Origin of the sequence: Arthrobacter sp. 3Tela_A (assembly GCF_049311025.1) — a bacterium.
Lineage (GTDB): Bacteria > Actinomycetota > Actinomycetes > Actinomycetales > Micrococcaceae > Arthrobacter_B.
This window is the reverse complement of sequence record NZ_JAXIOM010000043.1, coordinates 14,094-35,590: the sequence shown is the minus strand read 5'-3', so window position 1 is coordinate 35,590 and position 21,497 is coordinate 14,094. Positions and strand designations below refer to the sequence as shown.

Annotated in this window: 18 protein-coding genes and 2 pseudogenes; 11 read left to right on the top strand and 9 right to left on the bottom strand. The window is 66.5% G+C overall.

All coding sequences use genetic code 11. The features are described 5' to 3' along the window. Positions 1-38: 38 nt before the first annotated feature. On the bottom strand, positions 39-971 hold the full coding sequence (locus TVC13_RS12825; RefSeq protein ID WP_422401577.1) for a VOC family protein: 933 nt from the start codon (positions 969-971) through the stop codon (positions 39-41). Positions 972-1,017: 46 nt separating this feature from the next. Then, entirely contained in the window at positions 1,018-2,202 is a 1,185-nt protein-coding gene (locus TVC13_RS12820; RefSeq protein ID WP_422401576.1) for a hydroxylase, read from the bottom strand. 224 nt (positions 2,203-2,426) lie between these two features. Between TVC13_RS12820 and TVC13_RS12815 the strand changes: the two genes are divergently transcribed. Next, positions 2,427-3,332 carry an alpha/beta fold hydrolase gene (locus tag TVC13_RS12815; protein ID WP_422401575.1) on the top strand — a complete coding sequence of 302 codons (906 nt, stop codon included), beginning with the start codon at positions 2,427-2,429 and terminating at the stop codon, positions 3,330-3,332. Then, a complete protein-coding gene (locus TVC13_RS12810) occupies positions 3,329-4,372 on the top strand; it encodes a 2Fe-2S iron-sulfur cluster-binding protein (RefSeq protein WP_422401574.1) in 1,044 nt (347 codons plus the stop codon). Before TVC13_RS12815 ends, TVC13_RS12810 begins: the two co-directional genes overlap by 4 nt. A gap of 174 nt (positions 4,373-4,546) precedes the next feature. Here the strand turns inward: TVC13_RS12810 and TVC13_RS12805 are convergent, their stop codons facing one another. Further along, positions 4,547-4,825, bottom strand: coding sequence for a ferredoxin (locus TVC13_RS12805; protein ID WP_422401573.1), 279 nt, complete (start codon positions 4,823-4,825; stop codon positions 4,547-4,549). Then, entirely contained in the window at positions 4,825-5,982 is a 1,158-nt protein-coding gene (locus TVC13_RS12800) for a Rieske 2Fe-2S domain-containing protein (RefSeq protein WP_422401572.1), read from the bottom strand. The genes TVC13_RS12805 and TVC13_RS12800 overlap by 1 nt, the downstream gene beginning before the upstream one ends. A 71-nt stretch (positions 5,983-6,053) precedes the next feature. Here TVC13_RS12800 and TVC13_RS12795 point away from each other — a divergent pair, with 71 nt between their 5' ends. The 9 genes and pseudogenes from TVC13_RS12795 (at position 6,054) to hemL (ending at position 16,653) form a co-directional block, all read left to right on the top strand. Next, positions 6,054-7,784: an FAD-binding protein gene (locus TVC13_RS12795; protein WP_422401571.1), complete on the top strand. Its 1,731-nt coding sequence runs from the start codon at positions 6,054-6,056 to the stop codon at positions 7,782-7,784. 105 nt (positions 7,785-7,889) lie between these two features. Continuing rightward, positions 7,890-8,951 carry a uroporphyrinogen decarboxylase gene (gene hemE / locus TVC13_RS12790; RefSeq protein ID WP_422401570.1) on the top strand — a complete coding sequence of 354 codons (1,062 nt, stop codon included), beginning with the start codon at positions 7,890-7,892 and terminating at the stop codon, positions 8,949-8,951. A gap of 2 nt (positions 8,952-8,953) precedes the next feature. Then, a complete protein-coding gene (gene hemG / locus TVC13_RS12785) occupies positions 8,954-10,417 on the top strand; it encodes a protoporphyrinogen oxidase (protein ID WP_422401569.1) in 1,464 nt (487 codons plus the stop codon). 70 nt (positions 10,418-10,487) lie between these two features. Then, positions 10,488-11,192: a hydrogen peroxide-dependent heme synthase gene (gene hemQ / locus TVC13_RS12780; protein ID WP_422401568.1), complete on the top strand. Its 705-nt coding sequence runs from the start codon at positions 10,488-10,490 to the stop codon at positions 11,190-11,192. Further along, entirely contained in the window at positions 11,189-12,379 is a 1,191-nt protein-coding gene (locus TVC13_RS12775; RefSeq protein WP_422401567.1) for a ferrochelatase, read from the top strand. The genes hemQ and TVC13_RS12775 overlap by 4 nt, the downstream gene beginning before the upstream one ends. Beyond that, positions 12,379-13,332 carry a hydroxymethylbilane synthase gene (gene hemC, locus TVC13_RS12770; protein ID WP_422401566.1) on the top strand — a complete coding sequence of 318 codons (954 nt, stop codon included), beginning with the start codon at positions 12,379-12,381 and terminating at the stop codon, positions 13,330-13,332. Before TVC13_RS12775 ends, hemC begins: the two co-directional genes overlap by 1 nt. Before the next feature lie 254 nt (positions 13,333-13,586). Continuing rightward, positions 13,587-14,357: pseudogene (locus TVC13_RS12765) on the top strand (uroporphyrinogen-III synthase); the annotation flags it as partial. Next, entirely contained in the window at positions 14,354-15,337 is a 984-nt protein-coding gene (gene hemB / locus TVC13_RS12760; RefSeq protein WP_422401565.1) for a porphobilinogen synthase, read from the top strand. The pseudogene TVC13_RS12765 and the gene hemB, both read left to right, overlap by 4 nt. Then, the gene (gene hemL / locus TVC13_RS12755) at positions 15,337-16,653 is read left to right on the top strand and encodes a glutamate-1-semialdehyde 2,1-aminomutase (protein WP_422401564.1); all 1,317 of its coding nucleotides are present in this window, start codon (positions 15,337-15,339) and stop codon (positions 16,651-16,653) included. Before hemB ends, hemL begins: the two co-directional genes overlap by 1 nt. Positions 16,654-16,744: 91 nt before the next feature. Here hemL and TVC13_RS12750 read toward each other — a convergent pair whose 3' ends face one another. From TVC13_RS12750 to TVC13_RS12730, 5 genes and pseudogenes are all read right to left on the bottom strand, one after another. Continuing rightward, on the bottom strand, positions 16,745-17,563 hold the full coding sequence (locus TVC13_RS12750) for an ABC transporter permease subunit (protein ID WP_422401563.1): 819 nt from the start codon (positions 17,561-17,563) through the stop codon (positions 16,745-16,747). Next, positions 17,560-18,504 carry an ABC transporter ATP-binding protein gene (locus TVC13_RS12745; protein ID WP_422401562.1) on the bottom strand — a complete coding sequence of 315 codons (945 nt, stop codon included), beginning with the start codon at positions 18,502-18,504 and terminating at the stop codon, positions 17,560-17,562. The genes TVC13_RS12750 and TVC13_RS12745 overlap by 4 nt, the downstream gene beginning before the upstream one ends. A 135-nt stretch (positions 18,505-18,639) precedes the next feature. After that, complete coding sequence (locus tag TVC13_RS12740) at positions 18,640-19,479, bottom strand: MetQ/NlpA family ABC transporter substrate-binding protein (protein ID WP_422401561.1); 840 nt, start codon at positions 19,477-19,479, stop codon at positions 18,640-18,642. A gap of 255 nt (positions 19,480-19,734) precedes the next feature. Continuing rightward, positions 19,735-20,412 (bottom strand): annotated as a pseudogene (locus TVC13_RS12735) (methionine ABC transporter permease); the annotation flags it as partial. Then, entirely contained in the window at positions 20,409-21,389 is a 981-nt protein-coding gene (locus TVC13_RS12730; protein WP_422401560.1) for a methionine ABC transporter ATP-binding protein, read from the bottom strand. The pseudogene TVC13_RS12735 and the gene TVC13_RS12730, both read right to left, overlap by 4 nt. Positions 21,390-21,497 lie beyond the last annotated feature (108 nt).

Here is a 21,497-nt window from a genome sequence, read left to right as displayed (position 1 = left end):
GGGGCGCGGGGCGGGCCCCGCCCAAACGCGGGAGCGGACTAGCCTGCCGAGGCGGCAGCCGCTTCCTTGGGCACAAACGCGGCGTAGGGCTCGGCACCGGTGTGGTCGTGGCCCCAGTAGCTCTCCGCGGTGATTTCCTCGGCCGTGTAGTACGTCTCATCCACGAGCATGCCCGCGGTTCCGTACTCGATGTCCCAGCCGCCGGGAGCCCGGACGTAGAAGGAGACCATCTTGTCATTCGTGTGGCGGCCCAGGCTCGCCGTGATGTTGAAGTTCATTCCGCGGACTTTGTCCAGTGCCATGCCCACGGTGTCGAGGTCATCAACCTCAACCATCAGGTGGACCAGGCCCGGCTCTTCACCGTGCGGGGCCGGGCCGATGGCCAGGGAGTGGTGGCGCTGGTTGATGCCGAAGAAGCGGAAGCGCACAGCGGGGCGCTGCGGGCCCAGGCGCACGGCACCGCGCGGCAGGAAGCCAAGGACGTCGGTGTAGAAGGAAGTGGTTTCCTCCATCGCCGTCGTTGGCAGGACCACATGGCCCATTCCCTGCGCGCCGGTGACGAACTTCTGCGCGTAACCCGTCTTCAGCGGGCTGTGGTCCAGGCGCGGGCCGAAGAAGACTTCCACCGGAGTTCCGCCGGGATCGCTGAAGCTGATGACCTGCTCCATTCCGCGCTCGTCATTGGCTTCCTCATCCAGCCAGGTGACGGCGATGCCGGCGGCTTCGACGTCCTTGGCCACGGCCGCCAGGGCGAACTGGTCACGCACTTCCCAGCCGACTGCCAGAACCTTGTCGGATTCTCCGGGGAGCACGATCAGGCGTGCTTCGCGCTCGTCCATGCGCAGGTACAGTCCGTCGGGATCCGGCCCAACGACCTCCGCAAATCCCAGGCCTTCAACGGTGAGTTCGCGCCAGCGGGCAATGTGCTGGGTCTGGACCTTAAGGTAGCCCAGTCCACGGATATGAGTCATGATTTCCTCGCTTTACTTTTTGGGGTGCAACTGCGTTGGAGGGAAACTAAACGGCGCCGGCCAGATTCGCCGGGGGCTCGAGTCCCAGCTCGGTCAGGACGGCCGCGTGATAGGTGGGGCCCGGGACATGGATGGCGTGGGCACAGCCCATGTGGGCATCCCGCCAGAAGCGCTGGACCGGGTTGTTCATCCGCAGTCCGTTGCCGCCGGACCGGGACAGGATCGCGTCGACGGCGGCCGTAGCGCGCCAGGCGGCCTGGATCTGGGTCCGGCGGCCTACCGCCCGCTGTTCCAGGGTGACTTCCCGGCCTGAGGCGACCGTGTCATAGATCCGGCTGATGTTGTCCAGCAGGGCTGCGCGGGAGGCACGGATTTCACCGGCCGCGTCGCTGACGGCGTACATGTTGTACGGGTCCTCCACGGCCTTGAATCCATTGATCTGCATGCGGTCTCGCTGGTACTGCAGGTGTGCGTTCAGGGCGCCTTCGGCGATGCCGATAACCGCAGCAGTCAGGCCCAGTGGGAACAGGCAGTAGAACGGAATCCGGTGGATCGGTTCGGTCTTGCCGGCTTCCCGGGCCACTTTGCCGTCAAAGAGATCGGTCTGGTCCACCACACGGTACTCGGGAACGAAGACGTCGTTGATGATGACGTCCTTGCTGCCGGTGCCGCGCAGGCCCACAACATCCCAGGAGTCCTCCACGATTGTGTAGTCCGCCCGCGGAACTACCACGTGCAGTGAGCGGAACGGAGTGACCGGCTTGCCGTCGGCGCCGCCCAGGAACGCGCCGAGGATGACCCAGTCTGCATGGTCGGTTCCGGTGGAGAACTGCCAGTGTCCGCTGAACCGGTAGCCGCCGTCGACCGGAGTAGCGACGCCCATCGGGGCGTAGGGCGAGGAAACCCAGGTTTCCTCGTTCTCGCCCCAGATTTCGGCCTGCAGCTTGGGGGACATGAGTTCCAGTTCCCAGGGGTGGACACCGACGACGCCGGCCACCCAGCCGGCAGCGCCGTCCAGGCTGGCAATCTGCATGATCGTCTCGGCGAACTCCACCGGGTGAGCCCGTGTGCCGCCGTATTCCGGCGGTGCCAGCATCTTCATTACGCCGGAGGCGCGCAGGATCTCCACGGTGGCATCGCTGAGCTTGCCCAGATCCTCATTGACCTGGCCGTAGGAGCGAAGCTCTTCGGCGCGCTCGGAGAGCACATCGGAACTTGCAGTGATAGTCATTGATCGCAACTCGCTTCCTCATTGAAGGACCTGTTCTTGGCCGCTGAGTGCAATCTAGGCGCGTTCCGGCCGGGGCAAGGGGGAGGTCCCGTTCACTGGGATTCGCCCCCGGACCGCTGCAAACCGCGGCGCATCCCGGTGATTGGGACCCGCCGAACGTACGGCTGGCAGGGCACATATTCTCGGCCTAATCAGTAGAGACCCGTACCTCGAGGAGCCTGAGAATGACCACCGATCTTGGCTACGTGCCCCAAAGCAGCACGGTCCCTGGAAACGGCGAACCAACGCTGCACGAGCTGCAGACCGGACAGGGGGTCCTGCGCTGGCACCGCATGGGAGAAGGTCCTCCGTTGCTGTTCCTGCACGGCTCCGGCCCGGGTGTGACTGGGTTGCGCAACTTTGCAGGTGTGCTCCCTGCCTTCGCCCGGCATTTCGAGTGCTTTGTGCTGGAGTTCCCCGGCTTCGGCGTTTCCGACCCAGTGGACGCCCATCCCATGCAGGCCGCAGTTCAGGCGGTGAAGGACTTCCTGGACGGCCAGGACCTGGACCGGGTGGACATCATCGGCAACTCAATGGGCGGCATGGCTGCAGTCCAGATCGCCATCGCCCTGCCGGAGCGGGTACGCCGGCTGGTGACGCTGGGCGGCATGGGCCTGGGAATCTTCAGTCCCTTCCCCGCCGAGGGCATTAATCTGCTGGTGGAATTCACCGAGGACCCGACGCGCGAGCGGCTGCGCCAATGGCTCTCCTCCATGGTCTATGACCAGGAGCTGGTCACTGAGGAACTCGTTTCTGAACGCTGGAAACAGGCAACCGATCCCGAGACGCTGGCCAGCGCACGGCGTATGTACAGCCGTTCGGCCATGAGGGCCCTCGCGGCGCCGCCCGCTGATCCCGAGGCAGTTCCGGCTTGGGCCCAGCTGCACCGGATAAAGGCCAGGACCCTGCTGCTGTGGGGCCGGGATGACCGGGTGACACCGCTGGACGGTGCCCTGATACCACTGCGGACCATTCCCGACGTCGAACTGCATGTGTTCCCCAAGTGCGGGCACTGGGCCATGATCGAACAGCAGGAAGCTTTCGAAAGCACGGTTCTTGCCTTCCTTAGCCGCCCGGAGGCAGCGCTGTGAACGGCGTGGCAGTGAAGCCCCTGCAGGCCAGGGTAGTAGAGGTAATCCGCGAGACAGCTGATGCCCATACCCTTGTCCTTGAGACCGCCGGCGAAGACGGTACGCCCCTGAACTACAAGCCCGGCCAGTTCCTGACGATCCGTATCCCCAGCGAGCGCCCGGGCGGTGCTGCCCGCTGCTATTCGCTGTGCAGCACACCGCTGCAGGATGAAAAGCTCAAGGTCACCATCAAGCGGACCCGGGACGGCTACGGTTCAAACTGGATCTGCGACAACGTGGTGGAGGGGCACGTGCTGGATGTGCTTCGTCCGGCCGGAACGTTTACTCCGCAGACGCTGGACACGGATTTCCTGCTCTTCGCAGGAGGCAGCGGAGTCACGCCCGTTATGTCCATCCTTAAGTCCGCGCTCGCTGCCGGCACCGGAAACATTGCCCTGGTCTATGCCAACCGTGACGAGTCCTCCGTGATCTTCCGGGAGGAACTCGTGGCGCTGACCAAGTCCCACCCCGGCCGGCTAAGCGTTTTCCACTGGCTGGAATCCGTCCAGGGCATCCCGGACCAGGACGCCATTGCGGCGCTCGCGGCACCCTACCGGGACCGGGAAATCTTCATCTGCGGTCCAGGCCCGTTCATGGACTGCGTGGAACGTTCGCTGACCTCCCTCGGCACCGCACCGGAACGGATCCATATTGAACGCTTCGTGTCCCTGGAAGCCGACCCGTTCGCACCCGTTGAAACAGTCCTGCCCGAGGCTGATGCAGACGCCGCCGTAGTGGAAGTGGACCTTGACGGAGTCAGCCGCAGCCTGCGCTGGCCGCAGGGAGCCCGCCTGCTGGACGTGCTGCTCGGGTCGGGCATGGATGCGCCGTATTCCTGCCGGGAAGGTGCGTGCAGTGCCTGCACCTGCCTTGTCCTCGAAGGTGAGGTGGGCATGGAGAAGAATGAGGTCCTGGATGCCGCGGACATCAAGGAAGGGTTCATCCTGGCCTGCCAGGCGGTACCCCTGAGCGACCGCATCAAGGTCACTTACGAGGCGTAGGCAGACTTCTCCGCCAACAGCAGCTGAGGCCCCGCGGGCCCCGCCCCCCGGCCCCCGGCGGCCTCAGCCTGTGTGCCGGAAGGGCGGCATCCGCATGCGGAGCGTGACATCCCCAGGCCGAAGCCGGACACAAAAAAGCGGAGACCAGCCGGCCCCCGCTTTTTTGTGCAGCTGTTATTCCTCTTCGTCGCGGTGGACCACGGGGATCCTGCCCTCCGTCGAGGCATCGCGGATTCCGGCGGCCAGGCTCTCACACCCCGCAAACCGCTCCGCAGGGTCCCCGCCGGCGCAGAAACCCGGGCGCTCGCGGCAGGCGGCCAGGGAATCGGCGTCCCACTGGATGCTTGTCTGCTGCCAGCTGGACTTGCGGACCATAACCACCGCGATGCACTCCCTGCAGGCCAGGGGCTGCATGGGAAGGTCGAGGAGCCTGTTGTCGACTTTTGGTTCCATCAGACCATCTGCTCCGCAGCGGCCTTGCGCGCTGCCATTTGGCGTGCCACTTCCTGGTGCCAGCTTTCCATGGGCCGGGTGGTATCCAGCTCGTACTCGAACCGGTCGGTCATTTCGGGCTTCACATCTGCCACATCAACGAAGAACTGCTCGTACCACCGGCGGAGCTGGTAGACCGGGCCGTCCTCCTCGCAGAGCAGCGGGTTGTCGATCCGGGTCTTGCTCTTCCAGATTTCAACGTCCTGGGCGAAGCCGCGCAGCACCCAGGCGGCCTGTTCGGCAGCAATGATCTCGGCATCGGCCGGCAGGTCCGGGCTCTTTTCAACGATGATGCCGGACATCAGCACGAGCTTGTTTTCATCGATCGGGTAGTGCGCGTTGATGAAGATGGTGTCCATCTCAAACTGGTCGTACACGTAGGTGAGCTCGTCGATCATGAAGGACGGGCCGAAGTAGGAGGCCACCGAGATCGTCTTCATCATCTTCGGCGCTGAAGGATCAGAGGATTCCGGGGCCATGTCTTCGCGGATATCGCCGTCGAAGTACTGGGTGGCCACGTGGCCCTCGAAAACGTTCTTGAAATAGGTGGGGAAGTTTCCGTGGACGTAGAAGAAGTGCGCCATGTCAACGACGTTGTCCACTACTTCGCGAGTGCTCGTGTCCACCACGATCTCGTTCCAGAACCACTTGGTCCAGGTATCGGACATGGCGCCCTTGATCCGCGGAATCTTCTGGTTCTCCGGGGGCGGGTTGCCTTCCGGATCGTTCCAGACAAACAGCAGGCCGTCCTGGTCCAGGGTCGGCCAGGTGCTGGTCCGGGCCCGGAGGGGAACGCGGCGGGAGTAGGGGATGTCCTTGCAGCGTCCGTCGCCGCCCCAGCGCCAGTCGTGGAAGGGGCAGGCGATTTCGTTGCCCTTGACGGTACCGGTGGAAAGGTCAGCTCCCATGTGGCGGCAGTATGCGTCCAGGACGTTGATGATGCCGTCAGATCCGGTGAACACAACCAGTTTCTGGCCAAACGCCTGCACCGTGTGAGGCTTGCCGTCCTTGTACTTTTCGGAAAGACCCAGGCAGTGCCATCCCCGGGCAAACCGGGCGGGCAGTCCGTTGTTCTCGATTTGCCTGATTTCTTCCTGCTCCGGCTCAACGATTCCCATGTATTGCGTCCTTTCAGATACCTATCCGGACCGTGCTCTAAAGCCTGAAATCTAATGACCGGGATCGGTGCGTGCCGGGCCAGTCCCAATGGCCGGGACAGCACCTTGGCCGGGGGCCGGCCCGCTGGTTGGGTAGGGCCACCCGGCGCGCTGGAAAGCAGGGTGCACATCCAAAAGACCGGCCGGTGGTCAACGGGCCGGGCCATCTCAGGCAGGGGAGAATCTTGAACGCACAGGTATGGGACAGCCATTACGACGTCGTTGTGGTGGGCTCAGGGGCCGGCGCCATGGCCGGGGCATTCGCTGCCGGGGCGCGCGGCCTGAAAACCGTGGTGGTGGAGAAAACAGAGCTGCTGGGAGGGGCCTCGGCTTACGCCGGCGCGTCCTGCTGGCTGCCTGGCACCCAGGTGCAGGAACGGGCTGGAGTGGCCGATTCAGTTGCAGAGGCACGGACGTATCTGGCTTCGATTCTGGGCCAGGAGGAGAACGGGCGCCGGGAGGCCTTCCTGGCTGCCGCCGGAGAACTGGTCGAGTTCCTCGAATCCGATCCCGCCATCGAGTTCTACTGGACCGCCTTCCCGGACTATTTCCCCGGCCCCGGCCGGCAGGACACCGGACGGTCCATGATGCCTGTGGACCTGCCGCGGGAAGATATCGGAGACCTGGCCGCACTGGTGCGTCCCCGGGTTGAATCCGACCGGTACGGGCAGCCGCATCCTGACGGTCCGCTCACCGCAGGCCAGGCACTGATCGGACGGTTGCTGCTGGCCATGCAGCGGACCGGAAACGCAACCATCCTCACCGGCACGGGCATGACCGGGCTCATCACCGAGGACGGAAAGGTGACCGGGATCGAAGTTGAATCAGCGGATGGCACCCGCAGGCTGGGTGCGTCCTCCGGAGTCCTCCTGGGCGCAGGAGGGTTCGAAGCGAACCCGGCACTGCGGGAGGAATTCGGAACCCCGGGAGCAGCGCGCTGGTCGATGGCGCCCCGCGGCGCCAACACGGGAACGGCTATCCGGGCAGCAGTGGAGGCGGGAGCAGCAGTGGACCTGATGGATGAGGCCTGGTGGTGTCCCGGCGCCCTTCAGCCTTCCGGGGGCGCAGCCTTCACCCTGGGCTTCCGCGGCGGAATCATGGTGGACGCTGCGGGAAAGCGGTTCGCCAACGAATCCCTGCCGTATGACCGGATGGGCCGCATCATGGCCCAGGACGCGGAGACAAGGATTCCGTCCTGGATCATCTTCGACTCGCGGTTTGGGGGCCAGCTCCCGGCGATCATGCGCCCGGACAACACCACTCCCGCCGAACACCTGGCAGCCGGCACCTGGGTGCAGGCGGACACCCTCGAAGAACTGGCCGGGCGCACGGACCTTGATCCGCAGGCCCTGGCAGCTACCGTGGCACGCTTCAACGGTTTCGCCCGAACCGGGGTGGACGAAGACTTCCACCGCGGCGAGGACCCCTACGACCTGTTCTTCGCCGTTCCCGGCGAGGGGCCCAACCCCGCCCTGGTCCAGCTCTCGGAACCGCCGTACTTTGCCGCACGGGTGGTGCTCAGCGACCTGGGCACCAAGGGCGGAGTGCGCACAGATAACAACGCCCGGGTCCTGACCCAAGCGGGCGAGCCGCTGCCCGGGCTCTATGCGGTGGGAAACACCAGTGCTTCCTTCTCCCGGCGGGCCTATCCCGGCCCCGGCATTCCACTCGGCTCGGCCATGGTCTTTGCCTTCCGGGCGGTGGCAGAGATGGCCGGTGCACCGCTGCCGGACAGGCTCGAAAGCAGCGTGCATTCCGGCTAGCTGCCGGCAGCCTGAGGTGGTCCCGGCCGGTGCCGGGACCACCTGGCGCCGGCCGGGGGAGGAGGCCGTTTAACCTTTGGCGCGGATTTTGGAGAGAATCTAAATATGACTCTCAGCGCCTCTCATCCGCTCATGGATGGCCGCACGGCCGATTCCCCGCTTATTGCCGCCTACCGCGGCAAGACCCCGTCCCGGCGTCCCGTTTGGTTCATGCGCCAGGCCGGACGGTCGCTGCCGGAGTACCGCAGGGTCCGAGAAGGCATCGGCATGCTCGAGTCCTGCCTGCTGCCCGAACTCGCCTCTGAGATCACGCTGCAACCGGTCCGCAGGCACGACGTCGATGCCGGGATTTTCTTCTCCGACATCGTGATTCCGCTGAAGCTGGCCGGAGTCGACGTGGACATTGTTCCCGGCGTGGGCCCGGTCCTTGGCTCTCCGGTGCGCACGGCGGCCGACGTCGCTGCGCTGCCCGAACTGACGGATGAGGCGCTCGAGCCCATCCGCGAAGCCGTTGCCCTGACGGTCGCCCAGCTGGGCTCCACTCCGCTGATCGGGTTTGCCGGAGCGCCGTTCACGCTGGCTGCCTACATGGTGGAGGGCAAGCCCTCGCGTGACCATCTGGGTCCGCGGACCATGATGCACGCGGATCCGGAAACCTGGCAGGCGCTCACGGACTGGGCCGCTGACGCCTCCGGCAAGTTCCTGCGGGCACAGCTCGAGGCCGGGGCCAGCGCAGGCCAGCTCTTCGACTCCTGGGCCGGTTCGCTGGGCCTGGCGGATTACACCTCCAAGGTCGCTCCGGCCTCAGCCCGCGCACTGGATCACGTCCGCGGCCTGGGCGCTCCGCTGATTCACTTCGGTACCGGCACCTCTGAACTGCTGGTAGCCATGCGGGACGTGGGAGTCGACGTCGTCGGCGTCGACTACCGGCTCCCGCTGGATGAAGCCAACCGCAGGCTCGGCGGCAGCGTCGCACTGCAGGGCAACATCGACCCGGCGCTTCTTGAAGCGCCCTGGCCGGTACTCGAAGCGCACATCCGCCAGGTCCTGGCAGCCGGCGCCGGAGCACCGGGCCACGTCGTGAACCTTGGACACGGCGTTCCCCCTGAAACGAACCCGGAAGTCCTGACCAGGGTGGTGGAACTCATCCACTCGGTGGAGCCGTAGCCATGCCCGGATCCCACAAGCCCCGGACTGCGAAGGATCTGCCCGCCGGGCCGCGCGCCGTCGTGGTCGGCGGCGGCATGTCCGGGCTGATCGCGGCCAGGGACCTTGCCCGGGAAGGTTTTGACGTCACCGTCCTGGAGGCTTCCGGAAGCTTCGGCGGCTGTGTCGGCACCCACCGCGTGGCCGGGCTGGAGCTGGACAGCGGAGCCGAGTCCTACGCGAGCCGTTCTTCGGCGGTTCCCCAGCTGCTGGAAGAGCTCGGTCTGCAGGAGAGCATCGTGCAGCCCAATCCCGACGGCGCCTGGCTCCAGCTCGGCGGAGCGGACCTGTCCCAGGCGGCCCAGCGCATGCCCCAGACCGGGCTGCTGGGGATTCCCGCTGATCCGCGGGCGGAGGAGATTTCGCGCGCCATCGGACGCACCGGCGTCGCCCGTGCCGCCCTGGACCGTGTCCTTCCGGTCGCGCCGCTGCTGCGCCGCGACAAAATCAGCCTCGGCGAAGTGGTGCGTTCCCGGATGGGTGAAGCGGTCCTCAAGCGACTGGTCACTCCCGTGGTCGGCGGAGTCTACTCCGCCGATCCGGACGTGCTCGACGCCGATTCAGTAGCCCCCGGACTGCGCAAGGCCATGGCCGAGCACGGGTCGCTCGGAGCTGCCGTTGGCGCCATGCGGCGCGCGGCCCCGGCAGGGTCCACCGTCGCTTCCCTGAAGGGCGGCATGGGTACCCTTGCCAAAGCTCTCGCTGACGACCTGGCAGCCCGCGGCGTCCGCCTGCTGGCCGAAACCCCGGCCACCGCAGTCGAACGCACCGGCAACGGATTCCGGATCCAAACGGACGCAGGGGCGCACGACGCCGATGCGCTGGTTGTTGCCGCGGACGGCCCTACGGCCGTGGACCTGCTGGCCCCCGCCGTACCTGAACTTGCAGCGTTCCGTCCCGGCCCGGGTCCCGGCGTCGCGCTGGTGACCCTGGTGGTGGACAAACCGGAGCTGGACGCCGCGCCGCGGGGGACCGGCGTGCTGGTTGCCCGGGACGCCGAGGCAGTCCAGGCCAAGGCGCTGACGCACGCAACCGCCAAGTGGCAGTGGCTGGCCGACTCCACCGGTCCCGGCACGCACGTGCTGCGGCTCTCCTACGGCCGTGGACTGGGACCGGGACAGGAAGCCGACGCGACCGCCCTGCGCCCGGACGGGGAACTCTTCGCCGCTGCCCTGGCGGACGCCTCGGCGCTGCTGCAGGTACCGCTGGAGGAAGCCGACGTCATCGGCTGGGACGTTGTCCGCTGGGTCGGTGCCCTGCCCTCAGCCACGGTCGGCCATGCCGACCGGGTTGCCTCCGTGCGCGCTGCCGTCGCGGAAGTCCACGGACTGGAAGTCGTGGGCGCCTGGCTGGCCGGAACCGGCCTGGCCGCAGTCACGGCCGATACCCGGTACCGGACCTCGCACCTGGCCGAGGCCGTGAAATGATAAAAATGTTCTACGCTTTGTAGAAGTTCCGTATTCGCCTAAGCCTGCCGGAACCGGCAGACTGTAAGTCATGAGTGAGTCCATGGGTCAGAACGCATCAGCCGAAGCCGAAACACAAGAACAGTTCTTCACGCTTTGGACCGTTTTCAAGCGGTCCGACCTTCCCCGTGAAACCAGCGACGGCGCTCTGGGCGCCTTCGAGGAACTGGTGGGCAGCTTCGCTGCCGAGAATGTCACCCTCCGCGGCATCTACGACGTCTCCGGCATGCGTGCCGAGGCAGACATCATGATCTGGCTGCACGGCGGCCAGGCCGAGGCACTGCAGGCTGCGCTGCGGATGATCCGCCGCTCCGAACTGTTCGCCGGCACGGAGATCGCCTGGTCGGCCATGGGTGTGCACCGCGACGCCGAGTTCTCCAAGAACCACTGGCCGTCCTTCGCCCGGGGCATCGACCCCGAGGCATGGATCTGCGTCTACCCGTTCGTGCGCTCCTACGAGTGGTACCTGCTGCCCGCTGAGGAACGCGGCAAGATGCTCCGCGACCACGGCATGCTGGGCCGGGAATTCCCGCAGGTGCTGGCCAACACGGTCGCTTCCTTCGCGCTGAACGATTGGGAGTGGATCCTGGGGCTGGAAGCCCCGAACCTGGTGGACCTGGTGGACATGATGCGCCACCTCCGCTCCACCGAAGCACGCAACCACGTGCGTGAGGAAATTCCCTTCTACACCGGACGGCGCATCCCCGCCGCCGAAGTATCCGAGGTGCTTCGATGACTTCACCTTCGTCCCCCGCTGCTTTTGATCCCCTGGAAGGTGTCAGCGAGGACGGCGTTATGGCTCCGGCCGAATATGACGCGATCCTGCTCGCTTCCTTCGGCGGACCCGAGGGCCAGGAAGACGTTATTCCCTTCCTGCGCAACGTCACCCGCGGCCGCGGCATCCCCGATGAGCGGCTTGAGGAAGTGGCGACCCACTATCGGGCCAACGGCGGCATCAGCCCCATCAACGAGCAGAACCGTGCGCTGAAGGCAGCCCTTGAAGCAGAGCTGGAGCGCCGAGGCATTGCGCTGCCGGTCCTCTGGGGCAACCGCAACTGGGCTCCGTACATCAAGGATGTGCTCCAGGAAGCCTACGACGCCGGTTACCGCCGCCTGCTGATGGTCACCACCAGCGTGTACTCCTGCTATTCCTCCTGCCGCCAGTACCGCGAAGACCTGGGCATGAACCTGGTTGAGACCGGCCTGGACAAAAAGCTGCAGGTGGACAAGGTCCGGCAGTACTTCGACCACCCCGGTTTTGTTGAGCCCTTCGTTGAAGGGGTTCGGGATTCCCTGGCCAACGTCCGTGCGCAGCTCGCTGCCGCAGGCAAGGAAAACGGGAAGATCGAAATCCTGTTCTCCACCCACTCCATTCCCACGGCCGACGCCGAGGCCGCCGGCCCGCGCGGCGTCGAGTTCGAAGAAGGCAGCGCCTACGTTGCCCAGCACCTGGCTAATGCGCGCGCCATCATGGACCGCATTCCAGAAGCCGCCGGCCTGGACTGGCAGCTGGTCTACCAGTCCCGCTCCGGCTCGCCGCACACGCCGTGGCTGGAACCTGACATCAACGACGCCATCGCCGAGCTGCCCGCCAAGGGCGTCGACGGCGTCGTCATTGTGCCGCTGGGCTTCGTCAGCGACCACATGGAAGTCATCTGGGACCTCGACACCGAAGCCATGGACACCTGCTCCGAACTGGGCCTGGCCGCGCACCGGGCACCGACCCCCGGCATCCACGAGAAGTTCGTCTCCGGCATCGTGGACCTGATCTGCGAACGCACGGTTGAGAACAACATTGCCGTTCGTCCCGCGGTGACGAACCTCGGCCCGTGGTACGACGTCTGCCGTCCCGGCTGCTGCGCGAACCTGCGCGGTGAAAAGCCGACTATCGCCGGCGCCGATTCAACGGTGGGAAGGCAGTAGTGGCGCATACGCCGGTGCTGATCGGCACCCGCGGCTCTGCCCTTGCCGTTACCCAGACCACCACCGTTGCCAACACACTGGCCGAGCTGGGCGGATTCGATGTCGAGCTGGTCCGGGTCCGGACCGAAGGCGACGTGAACCGGGCCGCCCTCTCGCAGATCGGCGGAACGGGTGTTTTCGTAGCGGCGCTGCGCGAATCCCTGCTCGCCGGGGACTGCGACGTCGCCGTGCACTCGCTGAAGGACCTGCCCACAGCCGAGGCTGACGGGCTGACCATTGGAGCTGTTCCCGCCCGTGTGGACGTGCGGGACGCGCTCTGCGCACGGGACGGCCTGACCCTGGCGCAGCTTCCGGCAGGCGCCAAGGTAGGCACCGGCTCACCGCGCCGTGCCGCCCAGCTGCGGGCAGCACGACCGGACCTGGAAATCGTCGATATCCGCGGCAACGTGGACACCCGCCTGGGCCGCGTGGCCGGGCTGGTGGAAGGCGCTCCGGGCGACCTCGACGCCGTCGTGCTGGCAGCCGCCGGGCTCAGCCGCCTGGGCCGCCTGGACATGGTCTCGGAGCTCCTGGATCCCTCGGTCATGCTGCCGGCACCGGGACAGGGCGCGCTGGCTGTTGAATGCCGCACCGCCGACGCCGCCGAGGGCCCGCTGAGCCGGGCACTGGCTGCCTATGACGACACCGCAAGCCGGATGACCGTGACCGCTGAACGGGCGCTGCTGCAGCGGCTGGAAGCCGGCTGCACCGCGCCCATCGGTGCGCTGGCCCGCGTCACGGACCAGGGCCTGGCTCTGGAAGCCGTTGTCTGCAGCGACGACGGCACCCAGGTGCTGCGCCGGTACTCCTCCACCTCGCAGGCGGATGAAGACGGCGCCCGGGCGCTGGGAATCCGCATGGCCGAAGAGCTCCTGGCAGCAGGCGCCGCGGACCTCACCGACCTGGCGTCCTAGGCAGCTCGGGACCGCACGGATGACCGGAGAACGCCGCACGCCCGCCGTTCCCGGCCCGGAAACCCGCTCCGCGGGGACCCTGGCCGGAACGGATGTGGTGCTGCTGCGTACCCCGGACCGCGCCGGACCCATGGCGGCCGAGCTGCGCTCCCGCGGTGCACGGGTGCGGCTGCTGCCCCTGATCGACTTCCAGCGCCCGGGGGGGGCCCCACAGGGGGGGGGGCGGGGGGGGGGGGCGCCCCCTCACCCACTCCCCCCCCCCGGCGCACCCAAACCGGGTGTCCGCAGGGCTGCGCGAACTCGGACAGGGGGAGTTCGACTGGATCATCCTCACCTCCGCTACTACGGTGCAGGCCCTCGAAGCGGCGGCCGAGGCTCTTGGCAGCCCTTTTGCCGAGCTCTGCCGCGGCACACGGGTGGCTGCCGTCGGCTCCGGCACCAGCCGCGCGCTGGAAGCCGCGGGAATTACCGTGGACCTGCTTCCCTCCCAGGACCAGTCCGCGCGCGGACTAGCTGCCATCTGGCCGGCTCTGCGCCCGGGACGGAACCGGATCTTCCTGCCGCAGGCGGACATCGCCAACCCGTTCCTGCGCACGGCGCTCTCCGGTGCAGGCTGGGAGGTCCTTGCCGTGCCCGCCTACGAAACGGTCGATTATCCGGCGCCCGTGGAGCTGCAGATCATCCCGCGGGAAAGCGCTCCGGATGAGCAGCTGCTTACCCCCTCCGATTACCGCACCTGGGCACTGTCCGGGTCCGCCGGCGAAACCGGCGCCCACGCCGTCGTCGTCACCTCACCGAGCACCGCGCATCGCTTTGTCCGTGATGCGCTCCAGCCTGGAACCGCAGTGCTCGTTGCAATCGGGGACCCCACGGCAGCGGCACTGCAGGACCTGGGCCACCCGGCCGCCGCTACGGCACGCCATCCCACCCCCGCCGGCGTCGCGGAGGCAGTCCAGACGGCAATGACAGCCCGTAATCTCCAAAATCTCCCACACCCTGACCCGGAAGGCAGAGAACAGCCATGAGCTTCCCCCAGCACCGCCCCCGCCGGCTGCGGACCACACCGGCCATGCGGCGGATGACCGCCGAATACCGTCTGGACCCGGCCGAACTTGTGCTTCCGGCCTTCATCCGCGAAGGCCTCACCGAGCCGAACCCCATCACCTCGATGCCCGGCGTAATGCAGCACACCACCGAGACGCTGAAGCGCGCCGCTGCCGAGGCTGTGGAGCTCGGCGTCGGCGGCATTATGCTGTTCGGCATTCCGGCGGAGCGCGACGCCGCAGGCAGCGCCGGCACGGATCCGGACGGCGTGCTGAACAAAGCCATTGCCGACGTGCGCGCCGAAGTCGGCGACGACCTCGTGATCATGAGCGACGTCTGCCTGGATGAGTTCACCGACCACGGCCACTGCGGCGTGCTGGACGAGAACGGCGTCGTGGACAATGACACCACCCTCGAAATCTACGGCCGGATGGCCGTGGAGCAGGCCCGCGCCGGAGCCCACGTGCTGGGCCCGTCCGGCATGATGGACGGTCAGGTGGCCGTGATCCGGCAGGCCCTGGATCAAGCAGGGTTCCAGGACGTGTCCGTGATCGCCTATGCCGCGAAGTACGCCTCGGCGTTCTACGGGCCGTTCCGCGAAGCCGTGGACTCGCAGCTCAAGGGTGACCGCCGGACCTACCAGATGGACGCCGCCAACCGGCGCGAAGCGCTGCTGGAAGTCGAGCTGGACCTCGAAGAAGGCGCAGACATGGTCATGGTCAAGCCGGCCATGAGCTACCTGGACATCCTGGCCGACGTTGCCGCCATGTCCCCGGTTCCCGTTGCGGCTTACCAGATCTCCGGCGAATACGCGATGATCGAAGCTGCGGCTGCGAACGGCTGGATCGACCGCCGCCGCGCCATCGAAGAATCCGTCCTCGGCATCAAGCGTGCCGGTGCCAACATCATTCTCACGTACTGGGCCGCCGAGCTGGCCGCCTGGCTGAAGGAAAGCAAGTAATGACCCAGACGACTTCCTCCGAAGAGCTCTTCGACCGCGCCCGTGCCCTGATGCCCGGCGGCGTGAACTCACCCGTGCGCGCCTTCGGGTCCGTGGGCGGCACACCGCGCTTCCTGGTTTCCGCCAAGGGCCCGTACGTCACCGACTCCGAGGGCCGCGAATACGTTGACCTGGTCTGCTCCTGGGGCCCTGCGCTGGTGGGCCACTCCCACCCGGACGTCCTGGCAGCGGTGCACGCCGCCGTCGACCGCGGTCTCTCCTTCGGTGCCTCCACCCCGGCAGAAGCTGAACTCGCAGCGCTGGTGATGGACCGGGTTAAGCCCGTCGAGCGGCTGCGCATGGTCTCCACCGGCACCGAAGCCACCATGACGGCCGTGCGCCTGGCCCGCGGTTTCACCGGCCGCAACCTGGTCATCAAGTTCGCCGGCTGCTACCACGGCCACCTGGACGGCCTGCTGGCCTCCGCCGGCTCCGGCGTCGCCACCCTGGCCCTGCCCGGCTCCGCCGGCGTCACCGCGGCAACCGCCGCGGAAACCCTGGTGCTCCCGTACAACGACGTCGCGGCAGTGGAGGCAGCCTTCGCCGAGCACGGTGCGGACATCGCAGCAGTCATCACCGAAGCCGCCCCCGCCAACATGGGGGTTGTTACCCCGGCCGAAGGCTTCAACGCCGCACTGTCCCGCATCACCACAGCCCACGGTGCACTGCTGATCCTGGATGAAGTCCTCACCGGTTTCCGCACCTCACCCGCCGGTTACTGGGGCCTGACCGGGGAGAAGGAAGGCTGGGCTGCGGACCTCTACACCTTCGGCAAGGTCATTGGCGGCGGCATGCCCGTGGCAGCCCTTGGCGGCCGCGCGGAGGTCATGGAGTACCTGGCGCCGCTCGGCCCCGTCTACCAGGCCGGCACCCTGTCCGGAAACCCGATCGCGATGGCCGCAGGCGTGGCCACGCTGACCGCAGCAACACCCGAGGTCTACGCAAACATTGATGCCCGCTCGGCGCAGCTGTCCCAGGCTGTCTCCGAGGCGCTCTCGGCCGAGGGCGTGAACCACAGCGTCCAGCGCGCCGGCAACCTGTTCAGCATTGCTTTTGGTACTGCGGAGCACGGGGTGCACGACTACGCTGACGCCCTGGCCCAGGAAGCGTTCCGGTTCAAGCCGTTCTTCCACTCGATGCTGGACTCCGGCGTCTACCTGCCGCCGTCGGTCTTCGAGGCCTGGTTCCTCTCCGGTGCGCACGACGACGCCGCGATGGACCGGATCCTGGCGGCCCTGCCGGCAGCAGCGAAAGCCGCGGCGGCCGCCCAGCCGTAGCGTTCTCTTTCGCACCTCCCCCCAATCGAGATGACAGAAACTGCCCGTATCAGCACTGATACGGGCAGTTTCTGCTATCTCGATGAAGTTCCTAGCCCAGGATGTCCCGGCGGTTCAGCGCCCACACCGCCAGTGCCGTGAAGAGAACGCACGCTGCAGCGATCAGTCCCAGCCCGGCGAGGTCGAAGCCTTCCGCCAGCGGATCGTTCCGGTAGGCCCAGGAATAGGGGGAGAAGTTTCGCAGCCAGTCCAGGTCCGCGTTCTGGTTCGCCAAAGCATTCAGTACGTAGCCAGCAGCGGCCACTCCTGCCGCAGTGCCGAGCGCCGCGCTCCGGCGGCCGGTCAGTGCACCCACCGCCAGCGCAATACTGCCGGTCAGATAGCCCAGTCCCAGCAAGGCGAACTCCACGGCCGCAACATTGGCCGCCTCCAGTCCAAGCTCTGCGGAAGTGCTCAGCGCGAGAACCAGCAACGCGGTGAGAAAGGCGAACCAAAGCAGCCGCACCAGAATCCCGAGCGCCGTCTCCAGCGCGTATTGAACCCGGCCTGCCCCATGCGAAAGAACGAGCTCCAGGCGCCCGGATTCTTCGGCTCCGGCAATCGCAGCGCTTCCCCAGGACGCCGCAGCCGCGGTGATGAGGACAAACCCCAGCAGCCCGAAGAACGTGGCCTGGACGTATCCCGGGCCGGACAGGATGTCCTCGTAGCCAAGGGCGTTGACCAGCTCCGACGGGAGAGAGCTGATGAGGTTCCGCATATCTGCGCCGTTCATCGACGGATAAAGCGGAAGGTAGAGCAGCAGGACCGCAGCCAGGGCCAGCGACCAGATAAGCGTGGAGCGCCAGGAGTCCACAACCGCCCGGCGGAATACCGGCAGCGGTGCGCGCTTTGAAACTTGCTGCCGGTTCATCCTGGTTCCCATTCCTCGCCGGGATCGGCAGCTGCCGGCTCGCCGTACAGCCGCAGGACGGACTCCTCCAGATCAGGTTCCTCCACCGCCAGGTCCAGTACCCGGTACCGGGCCAGCACCTTGATGACGGCATCCATTCCGCCTTCCACCGTTCCTTGGACGTGGATGGTCCCGTCTTGCCGGACTACTGTTCCCTGCAGGCCGGCGGCTGCGAGTTCGTCCTCCAGCGTTTGACCGGCCTGCCCGGCAGAAGCCACGGAGGCCCGTACACGGCGAAGGCTGTTCAGGCGCAGCGACGCCACATCGCCCTGTGCCACCAAAGTGCCCTGGGAGAGGACAGCCACCTGATCCGCGCTCTGCTGGATTTCACTCAGTACATGGGAGCTAAGCAGTACGGTGCGTCCGGCCGTCCTGGCCTCGGCCACCAGCTGCAGGAACTCGCGCTGCACCAGGGGATCCAGGCCGCTGGTGGGCTCATCCAGGACCAGGAGGTCCGGGTCATGCATAAAGGCCTGCACCAGTCCCAGCTTCTGCCGGTTGCCCTTGGACAGCGACCGGACCGGGCGGGACAGGTCAAGGCCAAGCCGGTCGGCGAGTGCTTCCACGCGTCCAGCGGGAACCGGGCCGCTGATCTGCGCGAAGTGCTCCAGCAGAGTCCGGCCCCGGCCCCTGCCGCTGATCCGGAAATCACCCGGAACGTACCCGATCCGGCGGCGCAGCGCAGCGCCCCCGGCACGCGGGGAAACCCCCAGGACGTGAACCTGCCCTGACGTTGGCCGGATAATGTCCAGCAGCATCCGCAAGGTGGTTGTCTTCCCGGAACCGTTGGGGCCAATCAGTCCGAAGACGCATCCCGGCTCAACCGTCAGCTCAAGGCAAGACACTGCCGTGCGGGAACCGTAGCGCTTGGTCAGCGCATGCGTCTGAATAACCGGCGGCACCAGACCCCCTTCGAGCGGCAGTGCTCATCATGCTAGCGCCGCGAGGGGCCCCGCATAACTCCCCGAGATAGCAGAAACTGCCCGTATCCGGTGGGATACGGGCAGTTTCTGCAATCTCGATGAAGTGTGGCCGGATTAGAAAGCCGGAGTCACGTCACCGTTCGGCCACTGCTCTTCGATGAAGGCCTTAACCTCCGGGGAGTGCAGCAGCTCTTCGAGCTTGTCGATCCGTGCGTCCTTGCTGCCGGTCTTCCAGGCCAGCAGGTTGGCGTACGGGTTGTTCTCGAGGGACTCCACCAGCAGGGCATCGTCAGTGTTCAGCCCGGCATCAAGGATGTAGTTGCCGTTGATGATGGCCAGGTCCACGGTGGGGTCGGAGAGATCGTTGACCAGCAGCTCAGCCTGGTTCTCCACGAAGTCCAGGTTCATCGGGTTCTGCTCGTCGGTCAGGGAGATCACCGAGGCGTCTTCCGGAACGTCCTTCAGCAGGCCGGCGTCCTCAAGCAGGGCCAGTGCCCGAGCCTGGTTGGACGGGTCGTTGGTGATGGCAACGCGGGCGCCGTCTTCGACGTCGGCGATGTCCTTGTGCTTGTCACTGAACACAGCGTAGGGCTCAATGTGGATGCCTTCGCCGTGCTCGAAGTCGTAGCCCTGGTCTGCGATCTGGGCTTCCAGGTAGGCGGTGTGCTGGAAGTAGTTGGCGTCGATCGAGCCGTCGTCCAGCGAAATGTTCGGGGTCACGTAGTCGTCGAAGGGAACTACTTCGAGTTCCAGCCCGGCGTCGGCGGCGAGGTTGTCTGCCACGTATTCCAGGATGACGGCGTGCGGCTGCGGGCTGGCGCCGACAGTCAGGGTGACCGGGTTGGCGGGATCGAGGCTCTCAACAGCGCTGGAGGAGGATTCAGAACCCCCGCAAGCCGTCAGCGCCAGAGCCGCGGCCACGCCGGTGGCCACGAGTGAAAATGCTTTCCGCATCGGATGCGTTTCCTTTCGAAAGACCTGCCCGGGAGTCCCGGGCAGGCTGTTGTGCAGCTAGCGGCTACTGGCTGCAGGTCCCGTCCGGTGCCAGGGCGCCGGACGGAAGATTGGACGGCGCCGGACTCAGACCCGGGTCCTGGAATCCCCGGCTGCAGGTTCAGCATCGGGGGCAGCCGTCGATGCGGCCGGTGCCGCAGCTTCAGCCCCTGTGCGGGCCGGACGACGACGGCGGCGGGTGGCTCCTGCGGCGGACCGGTGGTCCACGCGGCGGGCCGCAAAGTCTCCGGCGAGCTGGATGATCTGGACGATCGCAACGATGATCACGATCGTGACCACCATGACCGCCGTATCAAAACGCTGCACACCGTAGTTGTACGCGAGCCGGCCCAGGCCGCCGCCGCCGATGATGCCGGCCATGGCGGAGTAGCCCACCAGGGTGACCAGGGTCGTGGTCAGCGCAGCAACCAGGCCGGGCAGTGCCTCGGGCATCAGGACCTTGCGGATCACCTGCATCCGGGTAGAGCCCATGACCAGCGCGGCGTCGATCTTGCCTCCGGCGACATCACGCAGGGAGGTCTCCACCAGCCGGGCGAAGAACGGGATGGTGCCGATGCTCAGCGGCACACACGCGGCCAGCGGGCCGATGGACGATCCCGTCACGATCCGCGAGAAGGGAATCAGGATGACCATCAAGATCGCGAACGGAATGGACCGGGTGATGTTGACGATGATGTCGGAAAGGATCCGGTTGGTAACCGGCATGGGCCGCAGGCCGCCCGGAGCGGACGTGTGCAGGAAAATACCCAGCGGGAGACCGATGAGGACGGTAAAGAAGCCGGAGACTCCCACCATCAGCAGAGTGTCCGCGACCGCCTCGGGAAGGGCCTTGGTGATGCCGGGATTGTTTGCGAGTTCTTCGAGCAGGTTCATGCTGCCACCTCCACGGAGACGCCCTGGCCAGCCAGGTAGGACTGGACTGCATCCATATCGATCCGTTCATCAAGCTGTACGCGCAGCCGGCCGAAGCGCTGTCCGGCGAGGGTTTCAACGCTGCCTGCAAGGACGTTCACGTCCGTGTCGAAGCGGCGGGTGAGCCCGGAGAGCACCGGTTCCGTTGCGTGCTCGCCGACCATCAGCAGCTCCACCACGGGGCCGCCGGATACGGGGGGAGTGGAGGGCAGCGGAATGAGTGCCTTGGCCAGCCTGCCGCCAAGATGCGAGGCGACTTCCTGCAGCGGGCCGTGTTCCACAACCCGTCCGGCTTCAAGCAGGGAGACCGAGTCGCAGATGCGCTTCACCACGTTCATCTCGTGCGTGATGATCAGGACGGTAAGTTCCAGCCGGTTGGTGAGTTCCGAAATGAGGTCCAGGATCTCATCAGTTGTCCGGGGGTCCAGGGCCGACGTCGGTTCATCGCAGAGCAGGACGTCGGGGTGGGCGGCAAGGGCGCGGGCGATGCCGACGCGCTGCCTCTGTCCGCCGGAGAGCTGGGCGGGGTAGGCGCCGGCAAAATCCTGCAGGCCTACCAGGGCCAGCAGCTCGCTGACGCGCTTCTCGATCTCCCGCTTGGGAGTGCCGACGAGTTCCAGCGGATGGGCGACATTGGCCGCAGTAGTGCGGGAGTCCATCAGGTTGGCGTGCTGGAACACCATACCGATGCGCCTGCGGGCCAGGCGGATCTCGGAATCCTTGACGTTAGTCAGTTCCCGGCCGTCAATGGTGACAGTTCCCGACGTCGGGCGGTCAAGCAGCGTTAGGCAGCGGACGAGGGTGGACTTGCCGGCACCGGAATGGCCGATGATGCCGTGGATCGAGCCCTTGGGAACGCTCATGCTGACGCCGTCCAGAGCCACCACATCACGGGAGCCCTGGCGGTAGACCTTGCGCAGGTCGGTAACTGTGATCATTCATCCTCAATGTCTGCGTACGTCGATAGGTGTGCGTGCAGGAAACAGCCCGGGGAGGGGACGCCAACGGCCCGGCTGTGCGGGAAGTGCCTGCCAATCGCGTGACAC

Excerpts from the sequence above, each read along its gene's own strand:
- TVC13_RS12775 (WP_422401567.1), top strand. The coding sequence starts at position 11,189 with ATGACTTCACCTTCGTCCCCCGCTGCTTTTGATCCCCTGGAAGGTGTC.
- TVC13_RS12815 (WP_422401575.1), top strand. The coding sequence starts at position 2,427 with ATGACCACCGATCTTGGCTACGTGCCCCAAAGCAGCACGGTCCCTGGA.
- hemG (WP_422401569.1), top strand. The coding sequence starts at position 8,954 with ATGCCCGGATCCCACAAGCCCCGGACTGCGAAGGATCTGCCCGCCGGG.
- hemQ (WP_422401568.1), top strand. The coding sequence starts at position 10,488 with ATGAGTGAGTCCATGGGTCAGAACGCATCAGCCGAAGCCGAAACACAA.
- TVC13_RS12800 (WP_422401572.1), bottom strand. The coding sequence starts at position 5,982 with ATGGGAATCGTTGAGCCGGAGCAGGAAGAAATCAGGCAAATCGAGAAC.
- TVC13_RS12820 (WP_422401576.1), bottom strand. The coding sequence starts at position 2,202 with ATGACTATCACTGCAAGTTCCGATGTGCTCTCCGAGCGCGCCGAAGAG.
- TVC13_RS12750 (WP_422401563.1), bottom strand. The coding sequence starts at position 17,563 with ATGAACCGGCAGCAAGTTTCAAAGCGCGCACCGCTGCCGGTATTCCGC.
- TVC13_RS12805 (WP_422401573.1), bottom strand. The coding sequence starts at position 4,825 with ATGGAACCAAAAGTCGACAACAGGCTCCTCGACCTTCCCATGCAGCCC.
- hemE (WP_422401570.1), top strand. The coding sequence starts at position 7,890 with ATGACTCTCAGCGCCTCTCATCCGCTCATGGATGGCCGCACGGCCGAT.
- hemB (WP_422401565.1), top strand. The coding sequence starts at position 14,354 with ATGAGCTTCCCCCAGCACCGCCCCCGCCGGCTGCGGACCACACCGGCC.
- TVC13_RS12730 (WP_422401560.1), bottom strand. The coding sequence starts at position 21,389 with ATGATCACAGTTACCGACCTGCGCAAGGTCTACCGCCAGGGCTCCCGT.
- TVC13_RS12740 (WP_422401561.1), bottom strand. The coding sequence starts at position 19,479 with ATGCGGAAAGCATTTTCACTCGTGGCCACCGGCGTGGCCGCGGCTCTG.
- TVC13_RS12825 (WP_422401577.1), bottom strand. The coding sequence starts at position 971 with ATGACTCATATCCGTGGACTGGGCTACCTTAAGGTCCAGACCCAGCAC.
- hemL (WP_422401564.1), top strand. The coding sequence starts at position 15,337 with ATGACCCAGACGACTTCCTCCGAAGAGCTCTTCGACCGCGCCCGTGCC.